This window comes from Nocardioides sp. Arc9.136 (genome assembly GCF_030506255.1).
GTDB lineage: Bacteria > Actinomycetota > Actinomycetes > Propionibacteriales > Nocardioidaceae > Nocardioides.
On record NZ_CP113431.1, the window covers coordinates 699704 to 722648 of the forward strand.

The 22945-nt window shown below is 69.5% G+C and carries 18 protein-coding genes; all 18 read left to right on the plus strand.

Annotated elements, in window-relative coordinates; genetic code table 11:
* Positions 1–12: 12 nt before the first annotated feature.
* The 18 genes from rplK to OSR43_RS03400 all read left to right on the plus strand — a co-directional run bounded on the left by rplK (position 13) and on the right by OSR43_RS03400 (position 22863).
* Positions 13–441, plus strand: a complete 429-nt coding sequence (gene rplK / locus OSR43_RS03315; protein WP_302269601.1) for a 50S ribosomal protein L11 — start codon at positions 13–15, stop codon at positions 439–441.
* Positions 442–538: 97 nt separating this feature from the next.
* Complete coding sequence (gene rplA, locus OSR43_RS03320) at positions 539–1261, plus strand: 50S ribosomal protein L1 (RefSeq protein ID WP_302269602.1); 723 nt, start codon at positions 539–541, stop codon at positions 1259–1261.
* Positions 1262–1327: 66 nt separating this feature from the next.
* Positions 1328–2275, plus strand: a complete 948-nt coding sequence (locus tag OSR43_RS03325; protein WP_302269604.1) for a D-2-hydroxyacid dehydrogenase family protein — start codon at positions 1328–1330, stop codon at positions 2273–2275.
* Positions 2276–2513: 238 nt separating this feature from the next.
* Positions 2514–3143 carry a 50S ribosomal protein L10 gene (rplJ, locus tag OSR43_RS03330; RefSeq protein ID WP_302269605.1) on the plus strand — a complete coding sequence of 210 codons (630 nt, stop codon included), beginning with the start codon at positions 2514–2516 and terminating at the stop codon, positions 3141–3143.
* Positions 3144–3222: 79 nt separating this feature from the next.
* Positions 3223–3615, plus strand: a complete 393-nt coding sequence (rplL, locus tag OSR43_RS03335) for a 50S ribosomal protein L7/L12 (RefSeq protein ID WP_302269606.1) — start codon at positions 3223–3225, stop codon at positions 3613–3615.
* A 315-nt stretch (positions 3616–3930) separates the two neighbouring features.
* The gene (locus tag OSR43_RS03340; RefSeq protein WP_302269608.1) at positions 3931–4884 is read left to right on the plus strand and encodes an ABC transporter ATP-binding protein; all 954 of its coding nucleotides are present in this window, start codon (positions 3931–3933) and stop codon (positions 4882–4884) included.
* Between the two features lie 7 nt (positions 4885–4891).
* Positions 4892–5677: an ABC transporter permease gene (locus OSR43_RS03345; protein ID WP_302269610.1), complete on the plus strand. Its 786-nt coding sequence runs from the start codon at positions 4892–4894 to the stop codon at positions 5675–5677.
* Between the two features lie 13 nt (positions 5678–5690).
* Entirely contained in the window at positions 5691–6509 is an 819-nt protein-coding gene (locus OSR43_RS03350) for an ABC transporter permease (protein ID WP_302269611.1), read from the plus strand.
* 4 nt (positions 6510–6513) lie between these two features.
* On the plus strand, positions 6514–7794 hold the full coding sequence (locus OSR43_RS03355; RefSeq protein WP_302269612.1) for an MCE family protein: 1281 nt from the start codon (positions 6514–6516) through the stop codon (positions 7792–7794).
* Complete coding sequence (locus OSR43_RS03360) at positions 7791–8825, plus strand: MCE family protein (RefSeq protein ID WP_302269614.1); 1035 nt, start codon at positions 7791–7793, stop codon at positions 8823–8825. The genes OSR43_RS03355 and OSR43_RS03360 overlap by 4 nt, the downstream gene beginning before the upstream one ends.
* A complete protein-coding gene (locus OSR43_RS03365) occupies positions 8822–9802 on the plus strand; it encodes an MCE family protein (RefSeq protein WP_302269615.1) in 981 nt (326 codons plus the stop codon). The genes OSR43_RS03360 and OSR43_RS03365 overlap by 4 nt, the downstream gene beginning before the upstream one ends.
* On the plus strand, positions 9799–10935 hold the full coding sequence (locus tag OSR43_RS03370) for an MCE family protein (protein ID WP_302269616.1): 1137 nt from the start codon (positions 9799–9801) through the stop codon (positions 10933–10935). The genes OSR43_RS03365 and OSR43_RS03370 overlap by 4 nt, the downstream gene beginning before the upstream one ends.
* On the plus strand, positions 10932–12404 hold the full coding sequence (locus OSR43_RS03375; protein ID WP_302269617.1) for an MCE family protein: 1473 nt from the start codon (positions 10932–10934) through the stop codon (positions 12402–12404). Before OSR43_RS03370 ends, OSR43_RS03375 begins: the two co-directional genes overlap by 4 nt.
* Positions 12401–13690 carry an MCE family protein gene (locus OSR43_RS03380; protein ID WP_302269618.1) on the plus strand — a complete coding sequence of 430 codons (1290 nt, stop codon included), beginning with the start codon at positions 12401–12403 and terminating at the stop codon, positions 13688–13690. Before OSR43_RS03375 ends, OSR43_RS03380 begins: the two co-directional genes overlap by 4 nt.
* Positions 13687–14382, plus strand: a complete 696-nt coding sequence (locus OSR43_RS03385) for a hypothetical protein (protein ID WP_302269619.1) — start codon at positions 13687–13689, stop codon at positions 14380–14382. Before OSR43_RS03380 ends, OSR43_RS03385 begins: the two co-directional genes overlap by 4 nt.
* The gene (locus OSR43_RS03390) at positions 14379–15203 is read left to right on the plus strand and encodes a DnaJ domain-containing protein (protein ID WP_302269620.1); all 825 of its coding nucleotides are present in this window, start codon (positions 14379–14381) and stop codon (positions 15201–15203) included. Before OSR43_RS03385 ends, OSR43_RS03390 begins: the two co-directional genes overlap by 4 nt.
* 220 nt (positions 15204–15423) lie before the next feature.
* Positions 15424–18903: a DNA-directed RNA polymerase subunit beta gene (gene rpoB / locus OSR43_RS03395; protein ID WP_302269621.1), complete on the plus strand. Its 3480-nt coding sequence runs from the start codon at positions 15424–15426 to the stop codon at positions 18901–18903.
* An 84-nt stretch (positions 18904–18987) separates the two neighbouring features.
* Complete coding sequence (locus tag OSR43_RS03400) at positions 18988–22863, plus strand: DNA-directed RNA polymerase subunit beta' (RefSeq protein ID WP_302269622.1); 3876 nt, start codon at positions 18988–18990, stop codon at positions 22861–22863.
* Positions 22864–22945: the final 82 nt, after the last annotated feature.

The following is a 22945-nucleotide window of genomic DNA, read 5'->3' on the forward strand; positions in this document are numbered from 1 at the left end:
AAGAGACAGAGCATGCCTCCGAAGAAGAAGATCGCTGCGCTGGTCAAGGTGCAGCTGCAGGCCGGTGCCGCGACGCCGGCCCCGCCGGTCGGTACCGCCCTCGGTCCGCACGGCGTCAACATCATGGAGTTCTGCAAGGCGTACAACGCCCAGACGGAGTCCATGCGCGGCAACGTCGTCCCGGTCGAGATCACGATCTACGAGGACCGGTCCTTCACCTTCATCACGAAGACCCCGCCGGCCGCGGAGCTGATCAAGAAGGCCGCCGGCCTGCAGAAGGGCTCGGGCGTCCCGCACAAGGAGAAGGTCGGCAAGCTGACCAAGGACCAGGTGCGCGAGATCGCCACGACCAAGCTGCCCGACCTGAACGCGAACGACATCGACGCGGCCATGAAGATCGTCGAGGGCACCGCCCGGTCCATGGGCGTCACGACCGACTGATCCAGTCGCTCCCCGCCTGGTGACAGGCACCCCGTACACCCCCGTGGCAGGGCCGCGCTGGCCCACCTGACCACACTGGAAGAGAAGAGACCCAGACATGCAGCGCAGCAAGACCTACCGCGCGGCGGCCGAGCAGTTCGACAAGGACGAGCTCCACGCCCCGCTCCAGGCCATCAAGGTGGCCAAGTCGACCTCGAAGAAGAAGTTCGACGAGACCGTCGACGTCGTGATGCGCCTTGGCGTCGACCCCCGCAAGGCCGACCAGATGGTCCGCGGCACCGTCAACCTGCCCCACGGCACCGGCAAGACCGCCCGCGTCCTGGTGTTCGCGAACGGTGACAAGGCCGAGGCCGCCCGCGAGGCCGGCGCTGACGTCGTCGGTGGCGACGAGCTGATCGAGAAGGTCTCCGGCGGCTGGCTCGACTTCGACGCCGTCGTCGCGACCCCCGACATGATGGGCAAGGTCGGTCGCCTCGGCCGCGTGCTCGGCCCCCGCGGCCTCATGCCGAACCCGAAGACCGGCACCGTGACGCCGGACGTGGCCAAGGCCGTGACCGACATCAAGGGCGGCAAGATCGAGTTCCGCGTCGACCGCCACGCCAACCTGCACTTCATCATCGGCAAGGCGTCGTTCTCCGAGGCCCAGCTCGCGGAGAACTACGCCGCGGCGCTGGAGGAGATCCTCCGTCTCAAGCCGGCCAGCTCCAAGGGCCGCTACCTGCGGAAGGTCACCGTCTCCACGACGATGGGCCCCGGCATCCAGGTCGACCCGAACCGCATCAAGAACGTCGCGCAGGAGGACGAGGCCGCCACGGCCTGAGTCCCACCAGCAGCACTCGCCGCCCCGGTCACCAGCAGGTGACCGGGGCGGCGTACGTTCGCGACCGTGAGCCACCGCTGCGTCGTGCTCGACGACTACCAGGGCGTCGCGCTCGAGCACGTCGCGTGGTCGCGGCTCGAGGGGGTCCACGTGTCCGCCGTGCGCGAGCACCTGGCCGGTGAGGACCTGGTGGCCGCCCTGGCCGGGGCGGACGTCGTGGTAGCGATGCGCGAGCGGACGCCGTTCGACGCGGCACTGCTCGACCGGCTCCCGGACCTGCGGCTGCTGGTGACGACCGGTCGGCGCAACCCCTCCATCGACCTGGACGCCTGCCGGGAGCGGGGGATCACGGTCTGTGCGACCTCCGCGCTGGCCACCCCCACGGTCGAGCTCACCTGGGCGCTGGTGCTCGGGCTGGCCCGGCACCTGCTGCCGGAGTCCCGCGCGCTCGCCGGCGGCGGGTGGCAGACCACGGTCGGGACCGACCTGGCCGGGTCCACGCTCGGGGTGGTGGGCCTGGGGCGGATCGGGTCGAGGGTCGCCGCCCTCGGGCAGGCCTTCGACATGGACGTGGTCGCCTGGAGCCCCCACCTCACCGCCGAGCGTGCGGCCGCGGCGGGGGTCCGGGCGGTGGGCAAGGAGGAGCTGCTCGCGTCCGCCGACGTCGTGACCCTCCACCTGGTGCTCGGTCCCGGCACCCACCGCACCCTCGGGGCGGACGAGCTGGCGCGGATGCGCCCGACGGCGTACCTCGTCAACACCGCGCGGGCGGGCCTGGTCGACACCGACGCCCTGCTGGCGGCGCTGGACGCGGGCGGGATCGCCGGCGCGGGCCTCGACGTCCACGACACCGAGCCGCTGCCCGCCGACCACCCGGTGCGGACCCACCCGCGCGTGCTGGCCACGCCGCACCTGGGCTACGTGACGGCCGACAACTACCGCACGTTCTTCACCGAGGCGGCCGAGGACGTCGCGGCCTGGCTGGCGGGGGAGCCGGTCCGGGTGCTCACCTGACCGGCGGCCGCCGATTTGGTCGCGTCCCGGGCCCGCCGTACAGTTCTGCCCTGAAACCAGAGACCGCCGGTTGCCGTGGCGCATCAGCACCACGACCGAAGGTTCGCGGAAGCGGACGACCAGCGCAGGTGAGCAGAGCGAGATCCCTCCGAGGATCGCACCACGCCCTGAGCGCCCGCGCTCGGGGCGTTCGTCGTTCCGGGGCCTGACGCGGTGGTCGACACCCGGAAGGAGACCCATGGCGCGGGCAGACAAGCAGGCAGCCGTCGCGGAGATCGTTGAGTCCTTCAACGGTTCCGCCGGTGCTGTGCTGACCGAGTACCGCGGTCTCACCGTGAAGCAGCTGCAGGAACTGCGGCGCTCCCTCGGCGAGAACGCCAACTACGCCGTGGTCAAGAACACGCTGGCCAAGATCGCCGCCACCGAGGTGGGCATCTCCGGCTTCGACGACCTGCTGACCGGTCCGACCGCCATCGCCTTCATCAACGGCGACGTGGTCGAGGCGGCCAAGGGTCTGCGTGACTTTGCCAAGGCCAACCCCACCCTTGTCATCAAGGGTGGCGTCCTGGACGGCAAGCCCCTCGACGCCTCCGAGATCGCCAAGCTGGCGGACCTCGAGTCGCGCGAGGTGCTCCTGGGCAAGCTGGCCGGCGCGATGCTCGCGTCGCTCAGCCAGGCCGTCTACCTCCTCAACGCCCCTCTCGCCCAGGCCGCCCGTCTCGCGGGCGCGCTGCAGGCGAAGGCCGAGGAGGACCCCTCGATCCTCGCAGGTGGTGCCGGCGCGCCGGCCGCCGCCGAGGAGGCCCCGGCCGCCGAGGAGGAGGCCGCTCCGGCCACCGCCGAGGCGGACGAGACCACCGAAGCCTGACCCGGGCTGAGGACCACCACCTGAAACCCGGCCCGGCCGCTGCGACGCGGCGGGCCAACCGATTGGAAAGGTTGCCATCATGGCGAAGCTCACCACCGACGAGCTCCTCGACGCGTTCAAGGAGATGACCCTCATCGAGCTCTCCGAGTTCGTGAAGCAGTTCGAGGACACCTTCGGCGTCACCGCGGCCGCCCCGGTCGCCGTCGCCGCTGCCCCCGCCGCCGGCGGCGCCGCTGGCGGTGCCGACGAGGCCGCTGCCCAGGACGAGTTCGACGTCGTCCTCGAGTCCGCTGGTGACAAGAAGATCAACGTCATCAAGGAGGTCCGCGCCCTGACCTCGCTCGGCCTGAAGGAGGCCAAGGAGCTCGTCGAGTCGGCTCCCAAGGCCATCCTCGAGAAGGTCGACAAGGCTGCCGCGGACAAGGCCAAGGAGGCCCTCGAGGGCGCCGGCGCCACCGTCACCCTCAAGTGACCCCGTCGACCCCCGCCGGGTGACCGGCGAGGGTCGTCGCACCGGGGCGGCCACCTCCTGCGGGAGGTGGCCGCCTCTTTGCATTTCCCGGCGCGCCCGGCGACGTTCCCGCAGGTCACCGCCGGATCCCGGTCGGAACCGAGGCGATCGTCTCGATTCCGTCTCAGGAGAGATCGGTCACGTGACGCACGTCGCCTCGTCGCGTAACCTCGCCGCGGTAACTCCGTTGTTACTCGTGAGTGGGGAAGCCGTGCGTCCGCCTCGGCCCGTCTCGTCGGGCGCGGCGGACCACTCGGTTCGGGGAGAGGTGCTGGCATGGGCGTGGAGATCAAGGTCGACGGGCTGACGAAGTCCTTCGGCAAGCAGCTCATCTGGGGCGACGTCACCCTGAGCATCCCGGCCGGTGAGGTCTCGGTGATGCTGGGCCCGTCCGGTACCGGCAAGTCGGTCTTCCTCAAGGCGCTGATCGGTCTGCTCAAGCCCGACCGGGGCTCGATCCTCATCGAGGGCACCGACATCGCGAGCTGCTCGGAGAAGGAGCTCTACGAGATCCGCAAGCTCTTCGGCGTGCTCTTCCAGGACGGCGCGATGTTCGGCTCGATGAGCCTCTACGACAACGTCGCCTTCCCGCTGCGCGAGCACACCAAGAAGTCCGAGTCCGAGATCCGCGCCGTCGTCATGGAGAAGATGGACCTCGTCGGCCTGATCGGCGCCGAGGACAAGCTGCCCGGCGAGATCTCCGGCGGCATGCGCAAGCGCGCCGGCCTCGCCCGGGCGCTCGTGCTGGACCCCGAGATCCTGCTGATCGACGAGCCCGACTCCGGCCTCGACCCGGTCCGCACCTCGTTCATCAACCAGCTCTTCATCGACCTGAACGCGCAGATCGACGCGACGTTCCTGATCGTCACCCACGACATCAACACCGCGCGGACGGTGCCGGACAACATCGGCCTGCTGTACCACAAGCACCTGGCCATGTTCGGCCCGCGCGAGATGCTGCTGAGCTCCGAGGAGCCGGTCGTGCGCCAGTTCCTCAACGCCCAGACCGTCGGCCCGATCGGCATGTCGGAGGAGAAGGACGCCGACGAGCTCGCCGCCGAGGCCGGCCTGGAGATGCCGCCGCTGCCGCCGATCCCGCTGCAGCTGGAGCCGTCCAACGGCATCCCCCGCCGCAGCCAGCGCGAGCCCGGCGCCTGGTGCCGGGAGAACGGCGTGACACCTCCTCCGGGGTCGTTCGAGGAGAACATGACCATGGTCACGGGCGGCTGAGGCGACGTTGGCCCAGCTCACCGCCACCCGCGTCCTCCGGCCGGTCGGCACCGCAGGCAAGCTCTTCGCCTTCGGCCTCGACGTCGGCCGCGGACTGTTCCGCAGGCCGTTCCAGCTGCGGGAGTTCCTCCAGCAGGCCTGGTTCATCGCCTCGGTCACCATCATCCCGACGGCCCTGGTCGCCATCCCCTTCGGCGCGGTCATCGCGCTGCAGGTCGGTGGCCTGATCAAGCAGTTCGGCGCGCAGTCCTTCACCGGCTCGGCGTCCGTGCTCGCGGTGATCCAGCAGGCCGGCCCGATCGCCACCGCGCTCCTCATCGCGGGCGCCGGTGGATCGGCCATCGCGGCCGACCTCGGCGCGCGCAAGATCCGCGAGGAGCTCGACGCGATGATGGTGCTGGGCATCGACCCGATCCAGCGTCTCGTGGTGCCCCGCGTGCTGGCCTGCATGCTCGTGGCGGTCTTCCTCAACGGCATGGTCAGCGTCGTCGGCGTCGCCGGCGGCTACGTCTTCAACGTCGTGCTGCAGGACGGCACCCCCGGCGCCTACCTCGCCAGCTTCACCGCGCTCGCGCAGCTGCCCGACCTGTGGATCGGCATGGTCAAGGCGCTGGTCTTCGGCTTCATCGCGGCCATCGTCGCGTCGTACAAGGGGATGAGCGCCGGTGGCGGTCCCAAGGGCGTGGGCGACGCGGTCAACGAGTCGGTCGTGATCACGTTCCTGCTCCTGTTCGTCGTCAACTTCGTCCTGAGCACGCTGTACCTCCAGCTCGTGCCACCGAAGACCGGGTGAGGGCGTGGCCAGCATGAAGTCCGTCCTCCAGCGACCGCTGGGCCAGCTCGACACCCTCGGCGGCCAGCTCGCGTTCTACGTGCGCGTCCTCAAGGCGACGCCGCGGTCGATCACGCGCTACCCGCGCGAGATCATGCGGATCCTCGCCGAGGTCACGCTGGGCTCCGGGGCGCTCGCCGTCATCGGCGGCACCGTCGGCGTCATCATCGGCATGACCTTCTTCACCGGGGCGCAGGTCGGCCTCTCCGGGTACGCCGCGCTGAACCAGCTCGGCACCGCCGCGTTCTCCGGGTTCGTCTCGGCCTACTTCAACACCCGCGAGATCGCCCCGCTCGTCGCCGGCATCGCGCTGGCCGCCACCGTCGGCTGCGGCTTCACCGCCCAGCTCGGCGCGATGCGGATCTCCGAGGAGGTCGACGCCCTCGAGGTGATGGCGATCCCCTCGATGCCGTTCCTCGTGGCCACCCGCGTCATCGGCGGCCTGATCGCGATCGTCCCGCTGTACGTCGTGGGGCTGCTGTCGTCGTACTTCGCCAGCCGCCTGGTGGTGACCCAGTTCTACGGGCAGTCGACCGGCACCTACGACCACTACTTCAACCAGTTCCTGCCACCCGGCGACGTGCTGTGGTCCTTCGGCAAGGTGCTGGTCTTCGCGGTCGTGGTGATCCTCATCCACTGCTACCACGGGTACAACGCCTCCGGCGGGCCCGCGGGCGTGGGTGTGGCCGTGGGCCGCGCCGTCCGCACCAGCATCGTGGCCATCAACGTCATCGACCTGTTCCTGTCGATGGCGATCTGGGGCACCACCACGACCGTGAGACTGGCGGGGTGAGGTCGTGATCCTTCGTCGCACCAAGCTGCTGGGCGTCGCCTTCCTGGCGTTCATCGTGCTGTCGGTCTGGCTCGTCTACGGCATCTTCACCAAGAAGTTCTCCGAGTACGACGAGGTGACCCTGCGGACCTCGTCGATCGGCCTGCAGCTGCCGCAGCGCGCGGACGTCAAGATCCGCGGCGTCATCGTCGGCGAGGTCCTCGACTTCACCTCCGACTCCGACGGCGCCGAGGTGACCCTCGGCCTCTACCAGGGCAAGCGGGACACCATCCCGGCGAACGTCACCGGCTCGATCGTTCCCAAGACCCTCTTCGGCGAGAAGTACGTGTCGCTGGTGATCCCCGAGGACGCCGCCGACGACGCGATCGAGCCGGGCGCGACGATCGAGCGCACCGAGGTCTCCACCGAGGTGGAGGAGGTCCTCTCCGACCTCTACCCGCTGCTGCGCACCGTCCAGCCCGCCCAGCTCAACCGGACCCTGACCGCCATCGCCACCGCGCTCGAGGGCCGGGGCGAGGCGCTGGGCCAGAACCTCGAGACCCTGGACAGCTACCTCAAGCGGATCAACCCGCAGATCCCCCAGCTGGTCGAGGACCTCCGGCTGACCGCCGAGGTCTCCCAGGTCTACTCCGACGTGCTGCCCGAGGTGGGCTCCATCCTGGAGGACACCGTGCTGACGACCGGGACGCTGGAGGACCGCGAGGCCAAGCTCAACGCGCTCTTCGACGACGTCACCACCTTCTCCGGCACCGCGCGCGGCTTCCTGGACGACAACGAGGAGAACCTCATCGAGCTCGGCGAGGTCAGCGAGCCGTTCCTGCGGGCGCTGGCGCGCTACTCCACCGACTTCCCGTGCCTGCTGCGGGGCATCGTCAACGCCGGCAACCGGCAGGCCGAGGCGTTCCGCGGCTTCGAGCTGCACATCGTGCTCGAGACGCTGCCCAACCAGCCGCGCCCCTACGGACCCGAGGACAAGCCGGTCTTCAACGACGACCGCGGCCCGAGCAGCTGCCTGCACCTGCCCAACCCGCCCTGGAACCAGGACAACCCCGTGCGCCACCAGCCCGACTTCAACGACGGCGTCGACGAGGCCACCGGCAAGGGCACCTCGCGGGTCGCCCCCGGCTACCTCGGCGGCCCCGGGTACGCCGGCAGCGAGGCCGAGTCGGTCGTGCTCAAGAGCCTGCTGGCACCCGGCCTCGGCACCACGACCGAGTCCGTCGACGACCTGGGCCCGCTGCTGGTCGCGCCCATGGCCCGCGGGGCGGAGGTGTCGGTCCGATGAGCCTGCTCGACAAGCGCACCGCCGGCGACCTCACCAAGCTGCTGGTCTTCATGGTGACCACCGCGCTGGCCACCGGCCTGCTGATCGTCGTGATCGGCAACCTCTCCTTCGGCGCCACGCGCGAGTACAAGGCGGTCTTCGTCGACGCCACCGGCGTCAACAAGGGCGACGACGTCCGCGTGGCCGGCGTCAAGGTCGGCACCGTCCAGGGCATCGACATCGTCGACCGCACCCGTGCGCAGGTGACGTTCTCCGTCGAGGAGGACACCTCGCTCAGCGAGGCCACCAACGCCTCGATCCGCTACCGCAACCTCGTCGGGCAGCGCTACATCTCGCTGAGCCAGGGGATCGGCGCCACCGACGAGCTCGAGGACGGCGCGACGATCCCCGTCGACCGCACGTCGCCGGCGCTGGACCTGACGGTGCTGTTCAACGGCTTCAAGCCGCTGTTCCAGGCGCTGTCGCCCGACGACATCAACAAGCTGTCCTACGAGATCGTCCAGGTCTTCCAGGGGGAGGGCGGCACGCTCGAGGGGCTGCTGGCCAGCACCGCCTCGGTGACCCAGACCCTCGCCGACCGCGACCAGGTCATCGGCGACCTGATCGACAACCTCGACCAGGTGCTCGACCGGCTCGGCGACCGGGACGACCAGCTCTCGGAGCTGATCGTCAACTTCCGGACCTTCGTGGGCGGCCTCAAGACCGACCGGCAGGCGATCCTGTCCTCGCTGGACCAGATCTCCGACCTCTCGGTCGAGACCGCGGGCCTGGTCGAGGGCATCCGGACCCCGTTCATCGAGGACATCAAGCAGCTGCGCCGGGTCACCGGGAACATCGACGCCAACAAGGCCGAGCTCGACCGGGCCCTGCAGGTGCTGCCGATCAAGCTCAACAAGGTCGGCCGGACGGCGACGTACGGCTCGTTCTTCAACTTCTACCTGTGCCACTTCCAGGGACGGATCCGGCTGCCCGCGAACATCTCGATCCCGCTGACCTACTCCGTCGGCTCGGAGAGGTGTGACCTCGGATGAAGCCCTTCCGCGAGCGCAACCCGGTGATCATCGGCCTGGTCAGCATCCTGGTGCTGGTCGCGCTGCTGATGGCCGCGTTCCGCGCCCAGGACCTGCCGATCATCGGCGGGGGCGAGACCTACCACGCCCGCTTCGCCGAGGCCGGCGGCCTCAAGGCCGACGACGAGGTCCGCATCGCCGGCGTCCGCGTCGGCAAGGTGGAGAGCGTCGAGCTGCGCGACGGCGAGGTCGACGTGACGTTCAAGATCAAGACCGACTCCGACTTCGGCGACCTGACCCAGGCCTCGATCCGGGTCAAGACGCTGCTGGGCTCGATGTTCCTGGCGCTCGAGCCGGCGGGCGAGGGCCAGCTGGAGGCCGGCGCCACCATCCCGCAGGAGCGGACCACCTCGCCGTACGACGTCGTCGAGGCGTTCGAGGGCCTGGCCGAGACCTCCGCGGACATCGACACCGACCAGCTGGCGGCCTCGCTCACCACGCTGGCCGACCTCACCCGGAACACGCCCACGGAGTTCCGCGAGGCCCTCGACGGGGTCTCGGCGCTCTCCGAGACGGTCGCGTCGCGCGACACGCAGATCAACTCGCTGCTGAAGAACCTGCGGCGGGTCTCCTCGGTGCTCGACGAGCGCGACGGCGACCTGGTCAGCCTGATGAAGGACGCCGACGTGCTCTTCCGGGCGCTCGTGCAGCGCCGCCAGTCGGTGCACCGGCTGCTGGTCTCGACCTCGACCCTCTCCGAGGAGCTGACCGCGCTGGTCCGCGGCACCCGCGCGGACCTGGCGCCGGCCCTGTCGAACCTCGAGAGCGTGGTCGGCGTGCTGACCAAGAACGAGGACAACATCGACAACAGCCTGCGGCTGATGGCGCCGTTCTACCGCGTCTTCGCCAACACCCTGGGCGGCGGACCGTGGTTCGACACCTACATCCAGAACCTCCCGCCCGTCCCCGACCTCGCGAACGGAGGTGGCCTCGGATGACGCTGCTCAAGCGGGCGCTCGTGCCCCTGCTGCTGCTCGTGCTGGTGGTCTTCTTCGCGGTCACGGTCCTCGGCGGGTCGGAGACCAAGACGCTGGTCGCCAAGTTCCCCCGAGCGATCTCCATCTACGAGGGCAGCGACGTCCGCGTGCTGGGCGTGCCGGTCGGCGAGGTGGAGTCGGTCGAGCCGACGGGCACCAGCGTCGAGGTCACGATGCGCTACGACGGCGACGTCAAGCTGCCCACCGACGCCGACGCGGTCATCGTGGCGCCGTCGATCGTGGGCGACCGCTACATCCAGCTGACCCCGGCGTACGACGGCGGCGACACGCTCGCCGACGGGACCGTGCTCGACGTGGGGCGCACCGAGGTGCCGATCGAGCTCGACGACATCTACTCCAGCCTCGACGACCTGACCGTGGCGCTCGGCCCGAACGGCGCGAACCGCGAGGGTGCGCTCACCGACCTGCTCGAGGTGACCGCCGAGAACTTCGGCGGCGAGGGCGCCAAGCTGAACCAGACGATCAAGGACTTCGGTCGGTTCTCCACCACGCTGGACAACAACAAGGAGGAGCTCTTCGGCTCCCTCGGGGAGCTCGAGGGCTTCATCGGCACCCTGGCCCGCAACGACAAGACGGTGCGCGACTTCAACCAGTCGCTGGGCTCGGTCTCGACCGTGCTGGCGGGGGAGCGCGAGGAGCTCACCGCGGCGCTGCGCAACCTGTCGGTGGCGCTCGGGCAGGTCGGCGACTTCGTCAAGACCAACCGGGAGTCGCTGGGCCGCAACATCACCGGCCTGAACCGCGTCGCCAAGGTGCTGGTCAAGCAGCGCACCGCGCTCGACGAGACCCTCGCCAACGCCCCGCTGGCGCTGAACAACCTGGCCCTGGCCTACAACCCGCAGGCCGGCACGCTGGACACGAACGCCAACATCGGCAACATCGCCGACGAGCTGATCAACGACCCCTCGATCTTCCTGTGCAGCCTGGTCAACCAGGTCGACGACAGCGAGTCGCTGTGCGGCCTGATCGACTCCATCCTGCCGCGCTCGGCGCCGTTCGGCGCCGGCACCGGGTCGTCCTCGGGCAAGCGGTTCGACCTGACCCTCGGTGGGCTCGTGGAGGTGACCGGATGAGGCTGCGGAGGCTGACCCGCGCGGTCGTGGCCGTCGCGCTCGGCTCGGTGCTGCTGACCGGCTGCGACTTCGACGTCTACGAGCTGCCGCTGCCCGGCGGCACCGACACCGGTTCGGACCCGATGACCCTGACGGTGGAGTTCACCGACGTCCTCGACCTGGTGCCGCAGTCCACGGTCAAGGTCAACGACGTGAGCGTCGGCAAGGTGACCGACGTGGCGCTGGAGGGGGAGACCGCCGTGGTCACCCTCGAGCTGCGCGACGACACCGAGCTGCCCGCGAACGCGCGCGCCGAGATCCGCCAGACCAGCCTGCTCGGCGAGAAGTTCGTCTCCCTCGAGGCGCCCGAGGAGGGCGCCAGCACCCAGACCATCGCCGACGGCGACGAGATCCCGCTCGAGCGCACGGGCCGCAACCCCGAGGTCGAGGAGGTGCTCGGCGCGCTGAGCCTGGTCCTCAACGGCGGTGGCATCGCCCAGCTCAAGACGATCGCCGGCGAGCTGAACCTGGCCCTCGAGGGCCGCGAGGACTCCGCCCGCTCCGTGCTGACCCAGGTCCGCACGCTGGTGGGCACCCTGGACGAGAACAAGGCCGACATCGTGGCGGCCATCGAGTCGGTCAACCAGCTGGCCATCGACGTCGACGAGCAGCAGGACACCATCGACCTCGCCCTCGACGAGCTCCCCAGCGCGCTGGTGTCCCTCGACAAGCAGCGCGGCGACCTGGTCAAGATGCTCCGGGCGCTCGACGACCTCGGCGACGTCGGGGTGCGGGTCATCAAGGCATCCAAGGACGCCACGATCGAGTCGGTCCGCCAGCTGCAGCCGGTCCTGACCCAGCTCGCGAACTCGGGCGACGCCCTGGTCGACGCCTTCCACGTCTTCCTGACCTACCCGTTCGTCGACGAGGTCGTGGGCCGGGACCCGCAGGTCGCCCGCAACCTGCACATGGGCGACTACACCAACCTGTCCGCCGAGCTCGACATCGACCTGCGCGGCGGCACCACGGGTCTCCCGACCTCGCTGCCGACCCTGCTGCCGACCGAGCTCGACCCCACCGCGGTGGTCGGCAACGTGCTCAAGTGCCTGCAGAGCCTCGACCTGGGCAGCAAGGCGTGCCAGAAGGTGCTCTCCAACGTCCAGCTGCTGCTCGAGCTGCGCGAGGAGTGCCAGAAGCCGAAGAACAAGAACACCGTCGTCTGCTCGGCGCTGAACCAGATCCCGGGCCTCCCGCTCCCGCTCGGTGGCGACGCCGACGGCAACGGCGACGGCGGTGGCCTCGGTGCCATCGGTGACCTGCTCGGACTCCCGCGCGCGCCGTTCGGACCCAGCGCCGGGTCCGGCACCGGGTCCGGGGGGAGCGCCGCGGCCGACCGCGGTCCCACCATGGGCCAGCTGGCCGCGGTCTACGACCCGGCGCTCGTCACCCTGCTCGTCCCGTCGCTGGTGCAGAGGAAGGTCGCGCAGTGATCACCCGCCGTACCAAGATCCAGCTGCTGGTCTTCGTCGTCATCACCCTCGTCGGCGTCAGCTTCGTCGGGGCCCGCTACGCCCGGCTGGACCGGCTGGTCATCGACGACGCCTACACCGTCGTCGCGCACTTCGAGGAGTCCGGCGGCATCTTCCCCGGCGGCGAGGTGACCTACCGGGGCGTGGGCGTCGGCAGCGTCGACAAGCTCGTCCTCACCGGCTCCGGCGTCGACGTCCACCTCGAGATCGACAACGAGTACGACGAGATCCCGGCCGACAGCATGGCGCTGGTCGGCAACCGCTCCGCGGTCGGCGAGCAGTACGTCGAGCTGCAGCCGAAGGTCGACGAGGGGCCGCTCCTCGAGGACGGCTCGGAGATCGACGTCGACGACACCCGGACCCCGATCCGGACCGAGAAGCTGCTGACCGACATCTCCGACACCGCCTCCTCGGTCGACCAGGAGGCGCTGCGCACGACCGTCGACGAGCTCGGCACCGCCTTCGACGGCACCGGCCGGGACCTCCAGCGGATCATCGACACCGGCAACTCCTTCATCCAGGAGGCGAACGCCAACTTCGACCTGACCACCTCGCTGATCCGCGACAGCAACACGGTGCTCGGCACCCAGCTCGACACCCAGAGCGCGCTGCGCACCTTCGCCTCCCAGCTCTCGCTGTTCAGCGGCTCGCTGGCCGGGGCGGACCAGGACCTGCGCCGGCTGATCGACACCGGCTCGGCCACCGCCACCCAGCTGCGCACCTTCCTGGAGCAGAACGAGGTCGAGCTCGGGGACCTGATCAACAACCTGGTCACCACCGGGCAGGTCACCGTCCGCCACCTCGACGGCATCAAGCAGCTGCTCGTCATCTACCCCTACGTCGTCGAGGGCGGGTTCACCGTGGTCTCGAAGACCCCCGAGACCGGCCTGTACGACGCGCACTTCGGCCTCGTGCTCACGACCAAGAAGGTCTGCCGCGCCGGGTACGAGGGCACCGACCGGCGGGTCCCGCAGGACGGCGAGAACCGGCCGGTCAACGAGCAGGCACGCTGCACCGAGCCGGCCGCGGTGGCCAACGCGCGTGGCGCCCAGAACCTCGACAAGCCGGCCGGTGCCACCTACCGCGCGCCGGTCGTGGCCTCCTACGACCAGGAGACCGGTGAGCTGACCTGGGGAGACCGGGCCGCGTCGAGGCAGGCGCCGGCCAGTAGCGTGGCGCCCTCGACGCTCGGAGAGGACTCGTGGAAGTGGCTGTACCTCGCACCGCTGATGGCACCGCAGAGGTGAACGACGACCCGACCACCGGCACCGCCAGCGACCCGACGGCTGACGCGAGCCACCAGGCCGACGGTCAGCCGGACGCCACCGGCAGCCGGTTCCGGGTGGTCCTGCTGCTCGTGCTGGCCGCGGTCCTGGTCGTCGGCCTGGTCGCCTCCGCCGTCCTCGGCGGGCTGCGGGCGACGGGCGCGATCGGGGACGACTCCGACGGGGTCCAGCAGGAGCGCGAGGCCGTGATGGCCCAGGCCCGGCAGTTCATGCTGCGCCTGAACACCTACGGCCCCGACCTCCTCGAGGGCGAGCAGATGCCGGAGTACCGCGAGCTGGTCAGCGAGGTCATCACCCCCAAGTTCCGCACCTCCTTCGAGCAGGGCGTCGCGGCGGCGGAGTCGACCGTCGCCGAGGCGGCCGTCGGTCGCGAGGCCGAGGTGTTCTCCGCGGGCGTCTCCGACCTCGACGGCGACAAGGCCACGGCGCTGGTCGCCGGCTCCTTCACCAACAGCTACCCGCGCGACGCGCGCAAGCCCGACGGCCCCCGGGTCGACGACGAGCCGGTCGTCTTCCGGGTCCAGGTCGAGCTGGTCCGCAGCGACGGCACGTGGCTCGTCGACGACTTCGACCCCGTGGTCGCCGAGGAGGACGCCGGCCAGGCGCCCGCCCCGGTCCCGAGCCCCGGCGCGAGCGGAGGGAGCACCCCGTGACCCCCAGCTGGTACGACGTCCTCGGCGTCGAGCCGACCGCGTCCGAGGCCGAGATCCGCGCGGCATGGAAGGCCGCGATCGCCGACCTCGACCCGACCGACCGCAGGTTCCGCTCGGCCAACCAGGCCGCCGAGGTGCTCCTCGACCCCGACCGCCGCGCCGTGCACGACGCGCAGCTCGCGGCCGAGGAGCCCGAGCCCGCGCACGAGGCCGACCCGGTGACCGCGGCCGCGAGCCCGGCCCCGACGACCCCCACCACCACGACCACCACGACGACGACCGACGGGGGAGCGGACACCCGCCCGACCGCCGGCCGGGCCCCACGCGTGGTGCCGGGCTGGCTGCTGGCGGTCGTCGCCGTCCTGGCCGCCGCCTCGGTGGGCCTGGCCGCCTGGCTGGTCGCCGACGTCCGCGGCGACGGCGAGTCGGTCGAGGACGCCGCCCGGGCCGCGCAGTCGACCGCGGAGCGGGTCATCGTGCCGGTGCTCTCCTTCGACTACCGCAACCTCGAGGAGGACCAGGCGAGGGCGCGCTCGTACCTCACGCCGGCCTACCGCAAGGAGTACGACAAGCTCTTCGGGGTCATCAGCGACAACGCGCCGAGCACCCGGACGGTCGTGACCGGCGAGGTGCTGGGCTCCGGCCTGGTGCGCACCGACGACGAGGGCACCCGCGTCGACGTCCTGCTCTTCGTGGACCGGAGCACCCAGCGCAAGGACCTCGCGCAGCCCCAGGTGAGCTACGACCAGGTCACCGTGACCATGGTCGAGCGCGACGGCGACTGGCTCGTCGACGGCCTGGACACCACGCCGCTGGACTGAGCGCCGGGCCGGACCGGCGGTGGTGCTTGACCCGATGGGTCCCACGACGCATCATCGTCGGGACGCTCGTCGAGCAGACGCACGCAGCCATTGTGGCGTGCCCGGACTTCGTGTATCGTAGCGCTTTGCGCCTGCCCTCAGATGCATTTCGGCCTGCCCGGTGGCTGATCTAGTGGGGGGCTCGGGCGCCACTCTGGCAGCGATCCTCGAAGGACACCTCTTGGCCGCGCGCACCACCTCTGGCAACCCCCGCCGCATCTCGTTCAACAAGATCCAGGACCCGATCGAGGTCCCGCAGCTCCTCTCCCTGCAGACCGACAGCTTCGACTGGCTGATCGGCAACGACAAGTGGAACGCCGCCGTCGAGCGCCGGCGTGCCGAGGGCGAGGACGTCTCGAGCAAGTCCGGTCTGCAGGAGATCTTCGAGGAGATCTCGCCGATCGAGGACTTCTCCGAGACGATGTCGCTCTCGTTCGAGAACCCTGTGTTCTACGACCCGAAGTACACGGTCGACGAGTGCAAGGAGAAGGACTTCACCTACTCCGCCCCGCTCTACGTCTCCGCCGAGTTCACCAACAACGACACCGGTGAGATCAAGGGCCAGACGGTCTTCATGGGCGACTTCCCGCTCATGACCGACAAGGGCACGTTCATCATCAACGGCACCGAGCGTGTCGTCGTCAGCCAACTCGTCCGGTCCCCGGGCGTCTACTTCGAGCGCTCGGCCGACAAGACGTCCGACAAGGACATCTACACCGCCAAGATGATCCCCAGCCGCGGCGCCTGGCTGGAGTTCGAGATCGACAAGCGCGACCTGGTCGGCGTCCGCCTCGACCGCAAGCGCAAGCAGAACGTCACGGTGCTGCTCAAGGCGCTCGGCATGACGACCGAGCAGATCCTCGAGGAGTTCCGCCGTCCCGACGGCTCGGTCTACGAGTCGATCGAGCTGACCCTGGAGAAGGACAACACCCAGGCGCAGGACGACGCGCTGCTCGACATCTACCGCAAGCTGCGCCCGGGCGAGCCGCCGACGCGCGAGGCGGCGCAGACGCTGCTGAACAACTACTACTTCAACCCCAAGCGCTACGACCTCGCCAAGGTCGGCCGCTACAAGATCAACAAGAAGCTCGGCCTGACCGAGGCCTTCGACCAGCAGACGCTGACGATCGACGACATCGTCGCCGCGATCAAGTACATCGTCGCGCTGCACGACGGCCAGGAGCAGCTCGAGGCGCCCCAGGGTGCGCTCGACATCAGCGCCGACGACATCGACCACTTCGGCAACCGCCGCATGCGCACGGTGGGCGAGCTGATCCAGAACCAGCTCCGCACCGGTCTGGCGCGCATGGAGCGGGTGGTCCGCGAGCGGATGACGACCCAGGACGTCGAGGCCATCACGCCGCAGTCCCTGATCAACATCCGTCCGGTCGTCGCGGCGCTGAAGGAGTTCTTCGGCACCTCGCAGCTCTCGCAGTTCATGGACCAGACCAACCCGATCGCCGGCCTGACGCACAAGCGTCGCCTCTCGGCGCTCGGCCCCGGTGGTCTGTCCCGTGACCGCGCCGGCATGGAGGTCCGCGACGTCCACCCGTCGCACTACGGCCGCATGTGCCCGATCGAGACCCCGGAAGGCCCGAACATCGGCCTGATCGGCTCGCTCGCGTCCTACGGCCGGATCAACCCCTTCGGGTTCGTCGAGACGCCGTACCGCAAGGTCGAGGACGGTCGGGTCACCGACCAGATCGACTACCTCACCGCAGATGACGAGGACCGCTACGTCATCGCCCAGGCGAACGCCGCCATGGACGAGGACGGCCGGTTCGTCGAGGAGCGCGTGCTGGTCCGTCAGCGCGACGGCGAGGTCTCCGAGATCCTCGCCGCCGAGGTCGACTACATGGACGTCTCGCCGCGCCAGATGGTCTCGGTCGCGACCGCCCTGATCCCGTTCCTCGAGCACGACGACGCCAACCGCGCGCTCATGGGCGCCAACATGCAGCGTCAGGCCGTCCCGCTCATCACGAGCGACAGCCCGCTGGTGGGCACGGGCATCGAGTACCGCGCCGCCGTCGACGCCGGTGACGTGGTCACCGCGACGAAGGCCGGTGTGGTCAAGCAGGTCTCCGCCGACATCGTCGAGACGATGAACGACGACGGCAGCTACTCGACGTACCGCCTGGCGAAGTTCCGCCGCTCCAACCAGGGCACCTGCATCAACCAGCGCCCGCTGGTGAGCGAGGGTGACCGGCTCGAGGTCGGCAGCCCGATCGCCGACGGCCCGTGCACCGACGACGCCGAGATGGCGCTGGGCACCAACCTGCTCGTGGCGTTCATGCCGTGGCAGGGCCACAACTACGAGGACGCGATCATCCTCAGCCAGCGCCTGGTGCAGGAGGACGTCCTCACCTCGATCCACATCGAGGAGCACGAGGTCGACGCCCGCGACACCAAGCTCGGCCCCGAGGAGATCACCCGGGACATCCCGAACGTCTCCGAGGAGATGCTGGCCGACCTCGACGAGCGCGGCATCATCCGCATCGGCGCCGAGGTCACCACCGGTGACATCCTCGTCGGCAAGGTGACGCCGAAGGGCGAGACCGAGCTGACCCCCGAGGAGCGCCTGCTCCGCGCGATCTTCGGCGAGAAGGCGCGCGAGGTGCGCGACACCTCGATGAAGGTCCCGCACGGCGAGTCGGGCACCGTCATCGGCGTCCGGGTCTTCGACCGCGAGGAGGGCGACGAGCTGCCGCCGGGCGTGAACCAGCTGGTCCGCGTCTACGTCGCGCAGAAGCGCAAGATCTCCGTCGGCGACAAGCTCGCCGGTCGCCACGGCAACAAGGGCGTCATCGCGAAGATCCTGCCGATCGAGGACATGCCGTTCATGGAGGACGGCACCCCGGTCGACGTCGTGCTGAACCCCCTCGGTGTCCCGCGACGGATGAACATCGGCCAGATCCTCGAGCTCCACCTCGGCTGGCTCGCCAAGCAGGGTTGGGACCTCAACCTCTCCGGCGACCCGGACAGCTCGGAGTGGAAGCAGCGCCTGATCAAGATCGGCGTCGACAAGGCCGACCCGAACACCAAGGTCGCGACCCCGGTGTTCGACGGTGCTCGCGAGGACGAGATCACGGGCCTGCTCGGCTCGACGATCCCCAACCGCGACGGCGTGCGGATGATCGACGAGTCCGGCAAGGCGAACCTGTTCGACGGCCGCTCCGGCGAGCCGTTCCCGGACCCGGTCTCGGTCGGCTACATGTACATCCTCAAGCTGCACCACCTCGTGGACGACAAGATCCACGCGCGCAGCACCGGCCCCTACTCGATGATCACGCAGCAGCCCCTGGGCGGCAAGGCCCAGTTCGGCGGCCAGCGGTTCGGCGAGATGGAGGTCTGGGCGATGGAGGCGTACGGCGCCGCCTACGCCCTGCAGGAGCTGCTCACGATCAAGTCCGACGACGTGCCTGGTCGCGTCAAGGTCTACGAGGCGATCGTCAAGGGCGAGAACATCCCCGACTCGGGCATCCCGGAGTCGTTCAAGGTGCTCGTCAAGGAGATGCAGTCGCTCTGCCTGAACGTCGAGGTGCTCAGCCAGGACGGTTCGCAGATCGAGCTCCGTGACGCCGAGGAGGACGTCTTCCGCGCCGCCGAGGAGCTCGGCATCGACCTGTCGCGTCGCGAGCCCAGCTCGGTCGAAGAAGTCTGAGGTGCGTGGCCGGCGCGCGGGAGCGCGCCGGCCCCCCTCGGTCCACAGCTTGATTTCCAGAACTAACGAAGGACAACAGCCATCGTGCTCGATGTGAACTTCTTCGACCAGCTCCAGATCGGCCTGGCCACCGCGGACGACATCCGCACGTGGAGCCACGGCGAGGTCAAGAAGCCGGAGACCATCAACTACCGCACGCTCAAGCCCGAGCGTGACGGCCTCTTCTGCGAGAAGATCTTCGGTCCCACCCGGGACTGGGAGTGCTACTGCGGCAAGTACAAGCGCGTGCGCTTCAAGGGCATCATCTGCGAGCGCTGCGGCGTCGAGGTGACCCGCTCCAAGGTGCGCCGCGAGCGCATGGGCCACATCGAGCTCGCCGCTCCGGTGACCCACATCTGGTACTTCAAGGGTGTCCCGAGCCGGCTGGGCTACCTGCTCGACCTGGCGCCGAAGGACCTCGAGAAGGTCATCTACTTCGCGGCGTACATGATCACCTCCGTGGACGAGGACGCGCGTCACCGCGACCTGTCCTCGCTCGAGGGCAAGGTGCAGCTCGAGCGCGAGCGCCTCGAGAAGCGTCGCGACACCTCCATCGAGGACCGCGCCAAGAAGCTCGAGGAGGACCTCGCTGCCCTCGAGGCCGAGGGTGCCAAGGCCGACCAGCGCCGCAAGGTCAAGGACGGCGCCGAGCGGGAGATGAAGCAGCTGCGCGACCGTGCGCAGCGCGAGATCGACCGCCTCGACGAGGTGTGGAGCACCTTCAAGTCGCTCAAGGTCCAGGACCTGATGGGCGACGAGATGCTCTACCGCGAGATGAAGAACTGGTTCGGCAAGTACTTCGAGGGCCACATGGGCGCCACGGCGATCCAGAAGCGCCTCGAGTCCTTCGACATCGCCGCCGAGGTCGAGTCGCTGCGCGACACGATCGCGAACGGCAAGGGCCAGAAGAAGGTCCGGGCGCTCAAGCGGCTCAAGGTCGTCGACGCGTTCCGCAAGACCGGCAACAAGCCGCAGGGCATGGTCCTCGACGCCGTCCCGGTCATCCCGCCGGACCTGCGCCCGATGGTGCAGCTCGACGGTGGCCGCTTCGCGACCTCCGACCTCAACGACCTGTACCGCCGCGTCATCAACCGCAACAACCGCCTCAAGCGGCTGCTCGACCTCGGCGCGCCCGAGATCATCGTCAACAACGAGAAGCGGATGCTCCAGGAGGCCGTCGACTCGCTGTTCGACAACGGCCGTCGTGGTCGTCCGGTCACCGGCCCGGGCAACCGGCCGCTGAAGTCGCTCTCGGACATGCTCAAGGGCAAGCAGGGTCGTTTCCGCCAGAACCTGCTCGGCAAGCGCGTGGACTACTCGGGCCGCTCGGTCATCGTGTCGGGTCCGCAGCTGAAGCTGCACCAGTGCGGTCTGCCCAAGCAGATGGCCCTGGAGCTCTTCAAGCCGTTCGTCATGAAGCGGCTCGTCGACCTGTCGCACGCGCAGAACATCAAGTCCGCCAAGCGGATGGTCGAGCGCGCGCGCCCGGTCGTGTGGGACGTCCTGGAAGAGGTCATCACCGAGCACCCGGTGCTGCTCAACCGTGCGCCCACGCTGCACCGCCTCGGCATCCAGGCCTTCGAGCCGCAGCTGATCGAGGGCAAGGCCATCCAGATCCACCCGCTCGTCTGCTCGGCGTTCAACGCCGACTTCGACGGTGACCAGATGGCGGTGCACCTGCCGCTGTCCGCCGAGGCCCAGGCCGAGGCGCGGATCCTGATGCTGTCGACGAACAACATCCTGAAGCCCTCGGACGGTCGCCCCGTGACCATGCCGACCCAGGACATGATCATCGGCCTGTTCTTCCTCACCACCGACCGTGACGGCGAGCCCGGCGAGGGTCGTGCCTTCTCGTCCCCGGCCGAGGCGATCATGGCCCTGGACCGCGGCGAGATCTCGGTGCAGTCCAGGATCAAGGTGCGCCTCGACGACGCCTTGCCGCCGGCCGGCGCCCTCCCCGAGGGCTTCGAGGACGGCAAGGCGTTCACGCTGGAGACCACGCTGGGCCGGGTGCTCTTCAACGACACCCTCCCCGCCGACTACCCGTTCGTGAACTACGAGGTGGGCAAGAAGCAGCTCGGCGCGATCGTCAACGACCTGGCCGAGCGCTACACCAAGGTCGAGGTCGCCGCGTCGCTGGACGCCCTGAAGGACACCGGCTTCCGCTGGGCCACCTTCTCCGGTGTCACCGTCTCGATCGAGGACGTCGTCACCCCGGCCGACAAGAAGGAGATCCTCTCCTCCTACGAGGCGCAGGCGGCGAAGGTCCAGAAGCAGTTCGAGCGTGGTCTGGTCACCGACGAGGAGCGTCGCCAGGAGCTCATCGAGATCTGGACCGAGGCCTCCAACGAGGTCGGCAAGGCGATGGAGAAGAACTTCGACCGCGCCAACCCGATCTACATGATGGTCGACTCGGGTGCCTCCGGAAACATGAACCAGATCCGGCAGGTCGCGGCGATGCGTGGCCTCGTGGCGAACCCGAAGGGCGAGATCATCCCGCGCCCGATCAAGTCGAACTTCCGCGAGGGCCTGACCGTCCTGGAGTACTTCATCGCGACGCACGGTGCCCGCAAGGGTCTGGCGGACACCGCGCTGCGGACCGCCGACTCGGGCTACCTGACCCGTCGTCTGGTGGACGTCTCCCAGGACGTCATCATCCGCGAGGACGACTGCGGCACCGAGCGCGGCCTGCCCAAGCGGATCGGTGAGCGCCGCGAGGACGGCACCGTGGTCAAGGCGGAGAACTCCGAGACCGCGGCGTACGCCCGCTCGGCGGCCGTCGAGGTCACCCACCCCGAGACCGGCGAGGTGCTGGTCGAGGCGGGCGGCGACCTCGGCGACGTCAAGATCGCCGAGCTCGTGGCCGCCGGCATCGAGGAGGTCAAGGTCCGCTCCGTGCTGACCTGCGACGCCCGCACCGGCACCTGCGCCAAGTGCTACGGCCGCTCGCTGGCCACCGGCAAGCTCGTCGACATCGGTGAGGCGGTCGGCATCATCGCCGCCCAGTCGATCGGTGAGCCCGGCACGCAGCTGACCATGCGTACCTTCCACACCGGTGGTGTGGCCTCCGCGGACGACATCACGCAGGGTCTGCCCCGCGTGGTCGAGCTCTTCGAGGCCCGCTCGCCCAAGGGCCGCACGCCGATCGCCGAGGCGGCCGGTCGGGTCGAGATCGAGGAGACCGACAAGGCCCGCAAGGTCCTGGTCACCCCCGACGACGGCTCCGAGGTCCAGGAGTACGCCGTGTCGAAGCGCTCGCGCCTCAACGTGGCCGACGGCGACCACATCGAGGTCGGTCACCACCTGACCTCCGGTACCCCCGACCCGCAGGACGTCCTGCGGATCCTGGGTGTCCGGAAGGCCCAGGAGCACCTGGTGGACGAGGTGCAGAACGTGTACCGCTCGCAGGGCGTGGCGATCCACGACAAGCACATCGAGATCATCGTCCGGCAGATGCTGCGCCGGGTCACGGTCATCGAGTCCGGCGACACGAACCTGCTGCCGTCCGACCTCGTCGACCGCGTGATCTTCGAGGAGGAGAACCGTCGCGTGGTCTCCGAGGGCGGCAAGCCGGCCTCGGGTCGCCCGGTCCTCATGGGCATCACCAAGGCCTCGCTGGCGACCGAGTCGTGGCTCTCGGCGGCCTCCTTCCAGGAGACCACCCGCGTCCTCACCGACGCAGCGATCCACGGCCGCTCGGACTCCCTGCGCGGTCTGAAGGAGAACGTGATCATCGGCAAGCTGATCCCGGCTGGTACCGGCCTCGAGCGGTACCGCAACATCCGGGTGGAGCCCACCGAGGAGGCCCGCGCCGCGGCGTACTCCGTCACCGGTTACGACTCCTACGACTACGAGTTCGGAGCCAACGGGGGCCAGGCCGTGGCCCTCGACGACTTCGACTTCGGTTCCTACCAGTCCTGACCGACCGGTAGCCCGGGTCACCGGGGAAGCGCCACGACGCCCGCCCACGCACTGCGTGGGCGGGCGTTGCCGCTCCCTCACC

Excerpts from the sequence above, each read along its gene's own strand:
- rplJ (WP_302269605.1), top strand. The coding sequence starts at position 2,514 with ATGGCGCGGGCAGACAAGCAGGCAGCCGTCGCGGAGATCGTTGAGTCC.
- rplL (WP_302269606.1), top strand. The coding sequence starts at position 3,223 with ATGGCGAAGCTCACCACCGACGAGCTCCTCGACGCGTTCAAGGAGATG.
- OSR43_RS03360 (WP_302269614.1), top strand. The coding sequence starts at position 7,791 with ATGAGCCTGCTCGACAAGCGCACCGCCGGCGACCTCACCAAGCTGCTG.
- rplA (WP_302269602.1), top strand. The coding sequence starts at position 539 with ATGCAGCGCAGCAAGACCTACCGCGCGGCGGCCGAGCAGTTCGACAAG.
- OSR43_RS03365 (WP_302269615.1), top strand. The coding sequence starts at position 8,822 with ATGAAGCCCTTCCGCGAGCGCAACCCGGTGATCATCGGCCTGGTCAGC.
- OSR43_RS03350 (WP_302269611.1), top strand. The coding sequence starts at position 5,691 with ATGAAGTCCGTCCTCCAGCGACCGCTGGGCCAGCTCGACACCCTCGGC.
- OSR43_RS03370 (WP_302269616.1), top strand. The coding sequence starts at position 9,799 with ATGACGCTGCTCAAGCGGGCGCTCGTGCCCCTGCTGCTGCTCGTGCTG.
- OSR43_RS03375 (WP_302269617.1), top strand. The coding sequence starts at position 10,932 with ATGAGGCTGCGGAGGCTGACCCGCGCGGTCGTGGCCGTCGCGCTCGGC.
- OSR43_RS03340 (WP_302269608.1), top strand. The coding sequence starts at position 3,931 with ATGGGCGTGGAGATCAAGGTCGACGGGCTGACGAAGTCCTTCGGCAAG.
- rplK (WP_302269601.1), top strand. The coding sequence starts at position 13 with ATGCCTCCGAAGAAGAAGATCGCTGCGCTGGTCAAGGTGCAGCTGCAG.